This is a genomic window from Silvibacterium acidisoli (assembly GCA_022870745.1).
Lineage (GTDB): Bacteria > Acidobacteriota > Terriglobia > Terriglobales > Acidobacteriaceae > Silvibacterium.
Genome location: CP085323.1, coordinates 3,071,465 through 3,083,851, shown reverse-complemented (window position 1 = coordinate 3,083,851; position 12,387 = coordinate 3,071,465). Strand labels below are relative to the sequence as shown.

General features: G+C 56.0%; 11 protein-coding genes. 6 read left to right on the top strand and 5 right to left on the bottom strand.

Annotation, left to right across the window (positions count from 1 at the left end; genetic code table 11):
* Nucleotides 1-56 precede the first annotated feature (56 nt).
* From LJD29_RS13110 to LJD29_RS13095, 4 genes are all read right to left on the bottom strand, one after another.
* Complete coding sequence (locus LJD29_RS13110) at nt 57-854, bottom strand: SDR family oxidoreductase (RefSeq protein WP_446745900.1); 798 nt, start codon at nt 852-854, stop codon at nt 57-59.
* A 360-nt stretch (nt 855-1,214) separates the two neighbouring features.
* Complete coding sequence (locus LJD29_RS13105; protein WP_446741990.1) at nt 1,215-2,372, bottom strand: glutathione-independent formaldehyde dehydrogenase; 1,158 nt, start codon at nt 2,370-2,372, stop codon at nt 1,215-1,217.
* A 238-nt stretch (nt 2,373-2,610) separates the two neighbouring features.
* Nucleotides 2,611-3,771 carry a Gfo/Idh/MocA family protein gene (locus LJD29_RS13100; protein ID WP_446741989.1) on the bottom strand — a complete coding sequence of 387 codons (1,161 nt, stop codon included), beginning with the start codon at nt 3,769-3,771 and terminating at the stop codon, nt 2,611-2,613.
* A gap of 33 nt (nt 3,772-3,804) precedes the next feature.
* Entirely contained in the window at nt 3,805-4,236 is a 432-nt protein-coding gene (locus LJD29_RS13095; RefSeq protein ID WP_446741988.1) for a PPC domain-containing DNA-binding protein, read from the bottom strand.
* A gap of 185 nt (nt 4,237-4,421) precedes the next feature.
* Here LJD29_RS13095 and LJD29_RS13090 point away from each other — a divergent pair, with 185 nt between their 5' ends.
* Genes LJD29_RS13090 through LJD29_RS13065 form a run of 6 tightly spaced genes read left to right on the top strand, consistent with a single transcriptional unit; the run spans nt 4,422 to nt 11,360 of the window.
* Nucleotides 4,422-6,167, top strand: a complete 1,746-nt coding sequence (locus LJD29_RS13090) for a thiamine pyrophosphate-dependent enzyme (RefSeq protein WP_446741987.1) — start codon at nt 4,422-4,424, stop codon at nt 6,165-6,167.
* 25 nt (nt 6,168-6,192) lie between these two features.
* Nucleotides 6,193-7,302: an enolase C-terminal domain-like protein gene (locus LJD29_RS13085; RefSeq protein WP_446741986.1), complete on the top strand. Its 1,110-nt coding sequence runs from the start codon at nt 6,193-6,195 to the stop codon at nt 7,300-7,302.
* Nucleotides 7,299-7,961: a cyclase family protein gene (locus LJD29_RS13080; protein ID WP_446741985.1), complete on the top strand. Its 663-nt coding sequence runs from the start codon at nt 7,299-7,301 to the stop codon at nt 7,959-7,961. The genes LJD29_RS13085 and LJD29_RS13080 overlap by 4 nt, the downstream gene beginning before the upstream one ends.
* The gene (locus tag LJD29_RS13075; protein WP_446741984.1) at nt 7,958-8,917 is read left to right on the top strand and encodes a hypothetical protein; all 960 of its coding nucleotides are present in this window, start codon (nt 7,958-7,960) and stop codon (nt 8,915-8,917) included. Before LJD29_RS13080 ends, LJD29_RS13075 begins: the two co-directional genes overlap by 4 nt.
* On the top strand, nt 8,914-9,666 hold the full coding sequence (locus LJD29_RS13070) for a gluconate 2-dehydrogenase subunit 3 family protein (RefSeq protein WP_446741983.1): 753 nt from the start codon (nt 8,914-8,916) through the stop codon (nt 9,664-9,666). Before LJD29_RS13075 ends, LJD29_RS13070 begins: the two co-directional genes overlap by 4 nt.
* Nucleotides 9,666-11,360: a GMC family oxidoreductase gene (locus LJD29_RS13065; RefSeq protein WP_446741982.1), complete on the top strand. Its 1,695-nt coding sequence runs from the start codon at nt 9,666-9,668 to the stop codon at nt 11,358-11,360. Before LJD29_RS13070 ends, LJD29_RS13065 begins: the two co-directional genes overlap by 1 nt.
* Here the strand turns inward: LJD29_RS13065 and LJD29_RS13060 are convergent.
* The gene (locus LJD29_RS13060) at nt 11,357-12,355 is read right to left on the bottom strand and encodes an SDR family oxidoreductase (RefSeq protein WP_446741981.1); all 999 of its coding nucleotides are present in this window, start codon (nt 12,353-12,355) and stop codon (nt 11,357-11,359) included. The two genes, LJD29_RS13065 and LJD29_RS13060, sit on opposite strands and share 4 nt — an antisense overlap.
* Nucleotides 12,356-12,387 lie beyond the last annotated feature (32 nt).

Here is a 12,387-nt window from a genome sequence, read left to right as displayed (position 1 = left end):
TAGATCATGATTTGTGCTACGCGTCTATCGTGTTTTTGCCGCGTGGCGCAATAACTCTATGGTTGCCCCGCCCCGCCGCCGGCTCCGTAGATGTTCCCGGTGGTGTAGCTGGCGTCGTTGGCGGCAAGCTGCACATAGATGCTCGCGAGTTCTGCGGGTTGACCAGCCCGCCGCAGCGGATACGTCTCACCGAAGTGGATTAGGTGATCTTGCGTTGCACCGCCAGATATCTGGAGAGGTGTCCAAATTGGGCCGGGCGCAACGCCGTTTACTCGAATTCCTTTCGGTCCAAACTGCTTCGCGAGCGACTTTACGTAATTCATCGTCGCGGCCTTCGTCTGAGCATAGTCATAGAGATTGCCAGCCGGGTCGTAAGCTTGTTCGGATGTGGTCGCAATAATTGCGGAGCCGGGACGCAGATGAGGGAGGGCTGCCTTGATGATCCAGAACGGCGCATAGATGTTAGTCTTGATCGTTGCGTCGAATGCTTCTGTTGTGAGCTGCATTATGTCTTCGCACTGCTGCTGGCGGCCGGCATTCGAGACCACGATGTCGAGTCCACCAAGACCTTCAACGGCCCTCGCTACAAGCGACTTGCAATAAACTTCTTCCCGCAAATCGCCGGGAAGTGGAATCCCTTTTCGCCCCTCGGCCTTGATCAGCTGAATCACTTCTTTGGCATCGGGCTCTTCCGATGGATAGTAGCTGATGACGACATCGGCGCCTTCACGCGCATAGGCGATTGCAGCAGCACGGCCCATGCCCGAGTCACCGCCAGTGATAAGTGCTTTCCTACCTTTAAGTCGCCCCGACCCCTTGTAGCTGGTTTCACCGTGATCTGGGCGGGGATTCATCTTGCTGGCAAGGCCTGGCCAAGGCTGCGACTGGCCTGGATACGGCGGCTTTGGGTATTTTGTCGTGGGATCTACAAAAGGTGCCGCCGTCCCGTCACCGGAGGTCTGAGCTGACGCTGGTACCGCAGAAGTGAGGGCAGCACCAGCGATACCCGCGCCGAGATTTGCGACGAGGTTGCGTCTGGAAATTATGTTCTCCGAAGAACTCATGACATATCTCCTTCATTGAAAGGATCCACAGGAGGATGTCTGGCAATCCACGCTGCAACCTTTTACGGAAATGACTTGTGGAAGCCGGCGTCGGCCGGCCTCCACAATGTCGATTCGGCGAGCAATAGGCCGAAGTGAAGCAGCTCTGATCTAGGCCGCGTTCGGATGAAGCACGACTTTTGTCCAGCCCTTGTCGCGGTTGTCGAAGTGTTGGTACGCTGTAGGAGCTTCTTCGAGTGATAGCTCGTGCGAGATGATCAAGGAAGGGTTCGCCTTACCCTGGTGAATGAGATCTCGTAGGCGCCGATTGTAGGCTTTGACGTTGCACTGACCCGTGCCCATCTTCTGACCTTTGAACCAGAACTTGCCGAAGTCGAACGCTATCTGACCTTTCTTCGCGAGTTCATCTTCGCTCTTCGGATCCTGTGGCACGAACACTCCAATAACCCCGATTTGTCCTGTGGCCTTTACCGCATCTACGAGGGCGTTCATGGTCAGATTGGGAACTTCCTTTCCTCTTCCGTTCGTGCATTGATAACCGACGCATTCGGCGCCGCAATCGGCACCCCATCCACCGGTGGCTTCACGAATCTGGTCGCCAATGTTGCCTTTCTTCGTATGGATAGGAGTGGCGCCTATCTGCTCTGCAAGCGCTAATCTCTCATCAATGTCGTCAACGACGAAGATCTGTGCCGCTCCCTGAATTCGTGCCGACAGTGCGGCCATCAATCCCACTGGGCCTGAACCGTAGATCACGATAGATTGCCCCGGTTCAAGATTGGCGAGGCGAGTTGCGTGCCAGCCCGTAGGAAAGATATCGGACAACATGACGTAGTCGGTTTCTTTTTCGTCGGCATCGGGCGGCAATTGCAAACAGTTGTAGTCGGCGTACGGAACACGCAGATACTGCGCTTGCCCTCCGCTATACGGGCCCATGCCTGCAAATCCATATGCTGCGCCGGCCATACCAGGCATTACGCTTGGATCAGCGCACGTCAAACAATATCCGCTGAGCCCTCGTTCGCAGTTCGCGCAGAACCCACAGCCAACGTTGAACGGAAGGACAACCTTGTCGCCCTTCTTGACGGTGTCCACAGCCTCACCTACTTCGACAACTTCACCGAGGTTCTCGTGGCCAAGGATCTTTCCTTTTTCGACATCTGTGCGTCCTTCATACATATGCAGATCTGAGCCGCAGATGTTTGTGGTGGTCAGTTTGATGACTACGTCAGTATGCTTCTCGATCTTTGCGTCTGGAACGGTGTCGACGGAGACCTTCTTGGGTCCGTGATACACGAGTGCTTTCATGGCGTCTCTCCTCAGTCCTACCCGCAGACCTCCGCGAGGCGCTCGCTGGCTAGGGACGTTTGCTAATTCAACTGGAGGTGCGACCTGATGCAGCGATCGAAGAGGTCAGAACGAACTAAGTGATGGGTATGATGCGCATGTGATGGGACCAGATCACATACATGCGGAACTCTTCCAAATTAATCATGCAGACCCTAGGCGAATGCCTAGTTAGGGCTACGATGACTAACCTGCGAGATTAGTTCTTAGGTTTCTTCTCTGCGCCCCGAGCTGGATTTCCAGCGTGCACGAGCTCGGGCGTTGAGACAGCGCCTAAAGTCATCTTCTGGCGGTCGGTGTCGATTCGCCGTGAACGTTGGAATGGCTCCAGCACAACGGATTTATTGCTCTGAAGCGCGGTAACGATGCCCTCAAGGATGCGTACATCAGCAAATCCCTCTTCACCATCAGGTTCGGGATGCTCGTCATTGAGGATGCATTCGGAGAAGTACTTCATCTCGCCGCCAAAGTGGTCAACGTTCTTAAACGAGTGGTCTTCAATCTTTTTCCCAAATGCAATGGTCTGTTCGATCGGCCTGCCGAAAGTGTAGGAGGGATTCAACTCAATCGTGCCTTTGGTGCCCACGGCGAACAGTGAGTTTGAGGAACTTGCAAAGTAAGAGAGGTTGAATTGGGCCAACCGCTCTTTTGGAAAGCGTAGCGTCACGGCGACGGTGTCAAAGAAATCCTGCGGAAAACCTGACTCTGGGTGCCTCGTTCCGACGGCGGACACAACTTCGGTCGGCTCGTCTTCGAAGATGTAGCGGGCAGCGTTGACCGGATAAGGCCCCATGTCGAATACCGGGCCTGCTAACTCTCCATTTTTGACTCGGTGATTGTCCGGATCGACCAACTGCGAGAAGGTCGATGCGAACAGATGCACTTCGCCAAGTTCTCCGGCGCGAATCCGTGAGATTGTGTCGAGTGTGCCTGGCTCAAAGTGCAGACGATATGCAACCATCAACTTCGCTGCAGACTTCGCAGCAACATCCAGGATCTGTTTGCACTTCGCCGTAGAAACTTCAAGTGGCTTTTCCGTCAGCACGTGGATTCCAGCGTCGAGGGCCGGAATAATGAATTCGGCGTGACGCCAGTTCGGAGTTGCCAGATAGATGGCGTCGAAGGTTCCGGATGCAAGGGCCGCTTCAAACTGCTCGTAGCTGTAGGTCGCTTCGACGTCGTATTTGCGTCCTAGCTCGTCCGCTTTTACTGCGTCTGAGGTCACCAACGCCGTGATGCGTGAATTGCCGGTGTGATCCACACCGGGCATCATGTCCTCTTGCGCTATGTCGCCAAGTCCAACGATCGCGTACCGTACTTTAGGCTCAGAATCCATCCCGACTAACTCTTTGATTCCCATGTCGTTACTCCTCTGCGTTCTACGGTTGTGGTGTCATATACGAATGAGCGCAATGCCCGATTCCGGATCGATCTCTTTCTGAAGATGCTGCGGGCTCTCTGTGATGACGATCTCGCATGTGGGCCGCACAGTTGCATGAAGCAGGTGTCCTCCATGAGCGGTGCCATCGCGGCGTCCAATGACAAGATGGGCGTGGACTTGTGGTTCGTCGTCTTTGAGCGCGATGTCGCCAATCAGTGAGAGAAGCTCGACTTGCTCTTCAAGCTTGACGGCGGTCTGATACTTCTTCGTCTCCCAGTTGAACCAACCCAACTCAACATTGCTGAGCGCGCCGATTGCTTTGAAGCTGCTCGCTGCTAAGTGTTGGGTATGCGCGAATTTCTTGAGTGAAGAGAGAATCTCGTCTCCCGTTTCGAGAATGAGCGCAAAAGTCTTGGGGTGGTCGGCGATGAGTTTAGAACGCATCTATTGCCCTCTGGCCCGTTGGATGCTCACAGTGAGTTTCACGTTAGGGCGTCTGACGTCGCCAGCAGTCGGCGGACAGACTTTGAGCGCTTTTGACCAACGATGACTCGGTCAAACCCCTATCGACGAAGTCGCGTCCAACCGAGTGTCCAGCCCGGTGGGACCAATCTGTTTCGGAGTTAGTGATGACCAACGCATCCGACATACTCGTAGAGCGCCTTCTCGCGTGGGGCGTCGACACCATCTTTGGTCTGCCTGGTGATGGCATCAACGGGGTTTTCGAGGCCCTGCGCACTCATAAAGAGCAGATACGATTCATTCACGTCCGGCATGAAGAGGCTGCGGCCTTCATGGCATGTGCCTACGCAAAGTTTACCGGCAAGCTTGGGGTTTGCATCGCCACATCCGGACCGGGAGGGATTCATCTCCTCAACGGCCTTTATGACGCGAAGATGGACCATGCGCCCGTATTGGCGATTACCGGGCTCCAACACAGCGACCTGATTGGCACATTCACACAACAGGATGTTGCTCTCGACAAACTGTTTGTTGACGTTGCTGTCTACAACGAGCGAATCATGAGCGGAGCTCACATGGAAAGTGTGGCTGATCTCGCGATCCGCACGGCGCTGGCCTCACGAGGCGTTGCGCACATCACAATTCCGGTTGATGTGCAGGTTCAGGAAGTGAAGAAGGGCCGTTCGGAACGGAATCCCATTCATCACACCTCTGCAACTCCCGCGTATTTCGATCAGGTTCCCGCGCGAATTGAGCTGGAGCATGCTGCAGATATTCTCAATCGCGGAAAGAAGATCGCAATCCTTGCGGGCCAGGGAGCCTTACACGCAACTCAGGAGTTGGAAGAACTAGCTGAAACACTTGGCGCCCCGATTATCAAAGCGTTGTTGGGTAAAGCGTCCGTCCCTGACGATAGTCCGTACACGACAGGCGGTATAGGACTTCTCGGCACGGAACCATCCCAGGACGCCATCGAAGGTTGCGACACGCTCCTGATGGTCGGCACGTCGTTTCCCTATATCGAGTTCTTGCCCGAGCCGGGATCGATCAAGTGCGTGCAGGTGGATATCGACCCACAGCGCATCAGCCTTCGTCATCCAGTCGACGTCGGCCTCGTCGGTGATGCGAAGAACACCCTACGCGGCTTGTTACCGCTACTCGAGAAGCACGGTAAAGGGTTCCTGGAAAAGGCCCAGAAAGCCAAGCTAGAGTGGCAGAAACTCATGGAGGAGCGAGGCACGCGAGACGACAGACCGATGAAACCGCAAGTCGTCGGCTGGGAGCTTGGTAAGCGAGTACCATCGAATGCAATCGTCACCTCAGACTCCGGAACAATCACCACCTGGTGGGCGCGGTATGTGCCGGCGCTGCGAGGTCAGAAGCATAGTTGTTCGGGCAATCTGGCGACCATGGCATGTGGACTCCCTTACGCCATCGCCGCAGCAGTCGCCTATCCTGACCGGCCTGTCTATTGCATCATCGGCGACGGCGGTCTCAGTATGTTGTTGGGCGAGTTGATCACCGTTGCGGCCTATAAGCTCAACATCAAGATCATCGTCATCAAGAACAACACACTTGGTCAGATCAAGTGGGAGCAGATGGTGTTCCTCGGAAATCCCGAGTACGCGTGCGATCTCTATCCTGCCGATTTCGTCACCATAGCCCGCGGAGCTGGTATTGAAGCAATTCAGATTGAAGACCCAGCGACATGTGGCGCTCAACTGGATGCCGTTGTCGGACGTCCTGGGCCAGTTCTGATTGAGGCGGTTGTCGATCAGTTCACTCCGCCGATGCCAGCCAAGATCAAAGCTGGCCAGGCGATCAAACTGGGTGAAGCATTGTTGCGTGGTGAACCTAACCGAATGAAGATTGCACTTACCAACGCGCACGACAAGATCCGCGAACTCGTATAGCCCTTAGACTGGAGCAGCCGTCGAGATGGAGCGTCCGGACATTGCGGTGGAGAAGGTGGATGTTTCCGCCTACTCGATTCCGACGGACGCTCCAGAGGGCGACGGCACGCTCAGGTGGGACTCGACAACACTGATCGTCTGCGAAGTGCATGCCGGCAATCAGACGGGGCTCGGGTTCACCTATGGCAACCAAGCCACGGCGTTCGTTGCGCACCAACTGGCGGCGAGGTGTCTGCTCCATTCATCAGCGCTCGATATTCCACGTATACAGGCGAATATGCTGGCCCGGGTGCGTAATGACGGAAGCCGTGGAATTGCATCGATGGCAATCTCTGCATTGGATATTGCTCTGTGGGATCTCAAAGCGAAAGCGTTTAGTCGCTCCATCGCAGACTTGCTGGGTGCGGCGAGTGACAGTGTGCCGGCTTATGGAAGTGGCGGATTCACCACCTACGACAGTCAACAACTGACGTCACAGTTGTCCGGCTGGATTGCTGACGGAGTAACAAGCGTCAAAATGAAGATTGGTGCGAATCCGGCAGCAGATTTAGATCGAGTCCGGGTTGCGCGTGAAGCAATCGGTCCTTCGGCGAAGTTGTTCGTGGATGCCAACGGCGCGTTCCATGCGAGAGAGGCCTTGGCGTTTGCGGACAAGTTTACTGAGTTCGATGTCACTTGGTTTGAAGAACCGGTGAGTTCCGACGATCTTGCCGGACTGAGGCGAGTGCGTGATCACGCGCCTGCCGCGATGGAGATCGCGGCAGGCGAATACGGGTACGACTCCTTCTATTTTCGACGCATGCTCGAGGCCGAGGCCGTCGATGTCATTCAACTGGACGCTACCCGCTGTAAAGGATTTACAGGATTCCTGGAAGCAGCCGCTGTTGCATCAAGCTTCGAGTGCCCCATCTCCGCACACTGTGCTCCCTCCCTTCACATGCACGTAGCTTGTGCCGTTCCTCAGTTCCGCCACGTCGAATACTTTCACGATCACGCTCGCATCGAAGCCATGCTCTTCGACGGGTTTATGCCACCGCGTGGTGGGAAACTGATGCCTGACCGTACGAGGCCGGGCATTGGTCTCTCCTTCAAGCATCGCGATGCAGAGCAGTTCCTAGTGTGGAGAAGCAAATGATCTACGATTTGAGCCAGCCGATTTTCAACAACGTGCCCCAGTGGCCTAAGTTTCACCCCAGCACCATGACCATCCCGCACCTCACCGCGATTGAGTCGGCGAACGTCGAGCATCTTGAGTTGATGACACATACGGGAACGCACATCGACGCGCCGTTTCATTTCTTCTCCGATCTTGAAACTGTCGACGCACTTCCTTTGAGCCATTTTCATGGCCCTTGCGTAGCACTCGATTTGAGGCACAAGGAAGCAGGGAGCGGCATCGAGGCAAAGGATCTTGAACCTCATGCTAACCAGATCGAACAGGGCGCGATCGTTCTTCTGAAAACGGGTTGGGCAGAAAAGCGGGCTCTCACCAAACAGTTTCTGACTGCTTGGCCTTATCTGAGTGGAGAAGGAGCGGATTACCTGATCTCTCTCGGCATCCACGGCGTGGGAATCGAAGGACTCAGCATCGGCGGCTTCGATGATCCGGAGAAAGAGACCGCTGCCCATAAAGCTCTGCTGAGTGCGAAGAAGCTCATCATCGAAGACATTCGCATCCCGGAAGCATTGCTTGATGGAAAGCGACGGCATTTCGCTGCTTTTCCAGTTCTGATTCAGGGAGCAGGTGGAGCATGGACACGGGCGGTCGCTTGGGACGATGGGGAGATGGCATGACCTTTGTCTTGACGACCGAACTGGAGCGAGGTGCGAACCGAAATCTCCCGGCACCGCTTTCCGAGGCCGCGACCTCAATCCTCAAACATCTGCGAGAAGGATGTTTTCAACGCAGCCTCTGTCTCATCGTCTCGGTCACGAGCGTCGCCAGCGGCCTCGAAGTTGGATACGAGCACTACAAAGGTAGCTATAGCAATCTGGTGATGTACACGCCAGTGATTTTGAGCGGCGCGCTCGCAGGAGCAGGGCTGCTAGGGGTCTTCAGCGAAGTAGCTGCACGCACCGTGCTTCGTTGGGTCAGCGTAGTGACTCTCGCGGATGGCATCGTCGGCTTCTGGTTTCATGTTCGGGGTGTCGCGAGAAAGCCCGGTGGCTGGAGCCTTCCGACCACGAACATCGTCATGGGACCGCCAATCTTTGCTCCGTTGCTCTTCGGGACAAGTGCGTATCTCGGATTGATGGCGTCCTACTTGCGGCGCGAAGAGGACTTGGGACGATTTACGGAAAGGCTTGGCAATCTCATCGCTCCGGAAAATCCAGGCTGGCGCGACGATCTACGCCATGGAAGATTCCAAAAACATCTTTCAGCCTTGACTGTTCTTTGGGCATTCTTCAGCGGCTTTGAAGCCCTGTATTCGCACTACAAGACGAACTTCCGCTACAAGGCGCAATGGACACCGGTGCTTCTCACGCCGATTCTGATGGCGGTTGGTGTCGGCGCGATAAAGAGTCGGCGCATTGCGAACACCGCACTTCCAGCCGTCTCCGCGCTCGCCCTGGCTGATGGGGCGCTTGGCTTCTACTATCACGCTCGCGGTATCGCACGCAGGCCCGGCGGCATGAAGAAGCCTCTCTACAACACGCTCTACGGCCCACCTATCTTTGCCCCGCTGTTATTTGCCGCTTGCGGGTTCCTCGGCCTCATGGCCAGTCTTTTGCGAAGGGAGAAGAGATGACCAGAAAATCCTTTCCATCCCACGCGACGGGCGGTGAACTCCGGGACCTTGAGCAGCCAGGATATTACGGCGGCTTCAGCACTGTGTCGCAGAAGAAAAGTTGGGAACAGGCCACGCGGAATGTGGTGACCGACCGAATAGAAAAGGTCCCGCCGATCCGGTTCTTTTCGCAAGATGATGCAGCTCTGCTCGGAGCGGTGATTGATCGTGTGATGCCGCAGGACGATCGCTCGGTGGAGCGAATGATTCCTATTCTCCCCGTCCTCGACGAACGTTTGTTCAAGAATTCAATCAGCGGCTTTCGATACGAAGATATGCCGTCGGATCAGGAAGCCTATCAACTTGGGCTAAAGGCAATCGAAGAGATGGCGCGCGAGCGCTTTCGCGAACCCTTTGTGAATCTGACGGTGCATCGCCAAGAACTGATTCTCAAGTCGATCCATGATGGCCAACCCGATCCGGCGAACGCAGTGTGGGAGAAGATGCCGATCCATCGTTTCTGGGCCATGTTGATGGAGGATTGCGTGACGGCTTATTACTCGCATCCATGGGCATGGGACGAGATAGGGTTCGGCGGTCCCGCATACCCTCGCGGCTACATGCGACTCGAAAACGGCCTGCCTGAACCATGGGAGAAAGATGAACAGCGCTACGAGTGGAATGCTCCCGTAGATTCTCTTTCGCAACTCGAAGAACAAGACGCTCCACCTGAGCACCAATCACTTCATGGACACGGGGGAAGCCACTGATGCCGCATCGATTGGGGCCGATGCAGATACTTCCATCGCCGATGAAGAAGTTTGCCGCTGACGAATGCGTTGACTACTGCATTGTTGGTGTTGGGAGTGCGGGTGGTGTTCTGATTCAGCGCCTGGCGAGAGCGGGCTTACGTGTGGTCGGCCTTGAAGCGGGACCCTTCTGGGACACAGAGAAGGACTGGGTGAGCGATGAGAAGGGATCGCACGAGCTTTACTGGAACGATCTTCGCATCACCGGCGGCACGCATCCTCTCGCGCTAGGCGCAAATAATAGCGGCAAGGGCGTTGGAGGGGGATCTGTTCACTGGGCCGCATTCGCGCCGCGCTTTCATCCTTCCGATTTCCGTGTCTATACCGAGGACGGCGTGGGCGCTGACTGGCCCATCTCCTATTGGGATCTGAAGCCATACTACGAACTACTGGAGCGAGAGATTCCTGTGGCTGGGCCAGCATGGTTTCCATGGGGCGATCCGCACGGTCATCCCTATGGCCCACATCCCTTAGGCGGGGTAGGCGATGTACTCGTTCGTGGCTGCACGAAGCTCGGTATTCGCTCGGTCGCCGGCGGTCCGGTAGCGATCCTCTCCGCTTCACATGGGGATCGACCGCATTGCATCTACCGAGGCTTTTGTCTTCAGGGATGCAAAGTCGGCGCAAAGGCAAGCACGCTTATCACCCATGTACCGGACGCCATTACTCACGGCGCAGAAATTCGTGCTCATTCGATGGCTTCCCGCATCAGTCTGCGTGAAGACGGGCGTGTCGATGGGGTGGTCTATTTCGACCGGGAAGGAAAAGAGCATTTCCAGCGTGCTCGTGCGGTGATCGTCTCCGGCTACGCCATCGAAACACCGCGACTTCTTCTCAATTCTGCTTGTCCCGGTCACCGTCATGGCCTTGCCAACTCCAGCGGAACGCTGGGCAAATACCTGATGGCTCAGGCAGGAAACGTTGTCGCTGGTCGGTTCGAAGAGCTCATTCGCCTATATAAAGCGCCGCCAGCCCATGCCCTCTCAGAAGAGTTTTATGAGACAGACCCGCGTCGCGGCTTTGCCCGAGGCTTCGCGGTCCAAACCGTGGGTCCACTTCCGGTAGCCTTCGCCAAACAGATGACGGCGGCCATGGGTGCCTGGGGCTGGGGCATGCGCCGCGTGATGATGGATTACAACCACTGGGCCACACTCGGTGTCCTTGGCGAGATTCTTCCGTGGGAGGACAACCGCGTTGAGCTGGCCGACGAGAAGGATCAGCATGGCTTGCCGGTGGCAAAGGTCACCTTCAATCTTCACGACAACGACAAGAAGCTGATCGAGTTCGGCAAGAACAAGGTCATGGAAATCATGTGGGCTGCTGGAGCAAAGCAGGTGGTACAGGAATCCAGGTTTGCTCATCTCGTCGGAGCTGTCCGCATGGGTAGCGATCCATCGATGTCAGTAGTCGACAAGTTTGGACGTACCCATGACATTCCGAATTTGTTCGTTTGCGATGGGAGCATCTTGCCTACGCAGGGATCGGCGAACCCCGGCCTCACAATTCAAGCGCTAGCAGCGAGGACTGCGGACTATCTGATCCAACAGGGCGATGCCACCTTCTTTTCGAATCGTCGGGATCTGACTGAACCAGGGATTCGCTACGACCTCAGCCCGCCCTACACGCGATTCAAGGGGAATCCTCGCATTGCCTAGCGGGAGAGAAGTTTTCTTGCGCAGAGAGCCGCTCCAAGAATCCCACATCCAAACACAAACCAGCCGCGATGCTTCGACACTTCCGCCTCGATGCTGAAGGGACGCGATTTCGTATCAAACGGTCCATGCGCGCCGAGCGAGGTTGAGACAGGCTGCCACACATTGTTTGGCCGATCGGGCGAGTCGGCTTCTTCGCGTTGCTGCGCCTTATAGCCGGTCTTGCCAAGATAGACATCGAGCAAACCGGGAAAGAGCTTTTGTCCGATGATCGCTTTGACCGTCGAGCCCCCGACCCAGTATTCACGTCTGGGTGATGAAGTTAACGCGGCGTGCACTATGACCTTGGCGCCGACTTCCGGCTCATAGATCGGTGGCACGGGCTGCGGCAGATTCGGGAGGCGGCTCTTGACCCAAGTGAACTGTGGCGTGTTCATCGCCGGCATGTGGACGACGACAGCCTTGACAGCGCTCTTATCGTGATAGAGCTCGCATCGTAGCGAGTCCGTGAAGCCGACAATGGCGTGCTTCGTGGCGCAGTAGGCCGCCTGCAGAGGTATGCTCCGCACCGCAAGAGCTGAACCGACCTGGATAATTCGTCCTCGGTTTCGTGGAAGCATCCGGCGCAGGTCAGCGAGTGTGCCGTGGACATAGCCGAGATAGTTCACCTCAGTGACCCGGCGAAATTCGGTGGCTTCCATTTCTTTAATTGGGGAGAATACCGACACCATAGCGTTGTTGAGCCATATATCGATCGGACCAAGGCGTTCTTCGAAAGAAGCTGCCGCGGCCTCAACAGCCAGGTCATCACTCACATCGGCGGCATAGGTGGCCGCTACACCTCCCAGTTTCCTGACTTCATCCGCCGTTGCTTCGAGTGCCGGCAGGTCGCGAGAGATCAGTCCTACGCGAGCTCCGGTCTTGCCGAATTCATGCGCTATGGCGCGGCCTAAGCCTGCTGAAGCACCCGTAATCACCACATGGAGCGTTTCTCGCATCGCCATCTCCTCCAAGTCGAAGCCCGACATCT

Coding starts and splice junctions, on each gene's coding strand:
- LJD29_RS13110 (WP_446745900.1), bottom strand. CDS start 854: ATGAATCCCCGCCCAGATCACGGTGAAACCAGCTACAAGGGGTCGGGG.
- LJD29_RS13105 (WP_446741990.1), bottom strand. CDS start 2,372: ATGAAAGCACTCGTGTATCACGGACCCAAGAAGGTCTCCGTCGACACC.
- LJD29_RS13100 (WP_446741989.1), bottom strand. CDS start 3,771: ATGGGAATCAAAGAGTTAGTCGGGATGGATTCTGAGCCTAAAGTACGG.
- LJD29_RS13095 (WP_446741988.1), bottom strand. CDS start 4,236: ATGCGTTCTAAACTCATCGCCGACCACCCCAAGACTTTTGCGCTCATT.
- LJD29_RS13090 (WP_446741987.1), top strand. CDS start 4,422: ATGACCAACGCATCCGACATACTCGTAGAGCGCCTTCTCGCGTGGGGC.
- LJD29_RS13085 (WP_446741986.1), top strand. CDS start 6,193: ATGGAGCGTCCGGACATTGCGGTGGAGAAGGTGGATGTTTCCGCCTAC.
- LJD29_RS13080 (WP_446741985.1), top strand. CDS start 7,299: ATGATCTACGATTTGAGCCAGCCGATTTTCAACAACGTGCCCCAGTGG.
- LJD29_RS13075 (WP_446741984.1), top strand. CDS start 7,958: ATGACCTTTGTCTTGACGACCGAACTGGAGCGAGGTGCGAACCGAAAT.
- LJD29_RS13070 (WP_446741983.1), top strand. CDS start 8,914: ATGACCAGAAAATCCTTTCCATCCCACGCGACGGGCGGTGAACTCCGG.
- LJD29_RS13065 (WP_446741982.1), top strand. CDS start 9,666: ATGCCGCATCGATTGGGGCCGATGCAGATACTTCCATCGCCGATGAAG.
- LJD29_RS13060 (WP_446741981.1), bottom strand. CDS start 12,355: ATGCGAGAAACGCTCCATGTGGTGATTACGGGTGCTTCAGCAGGCTTA.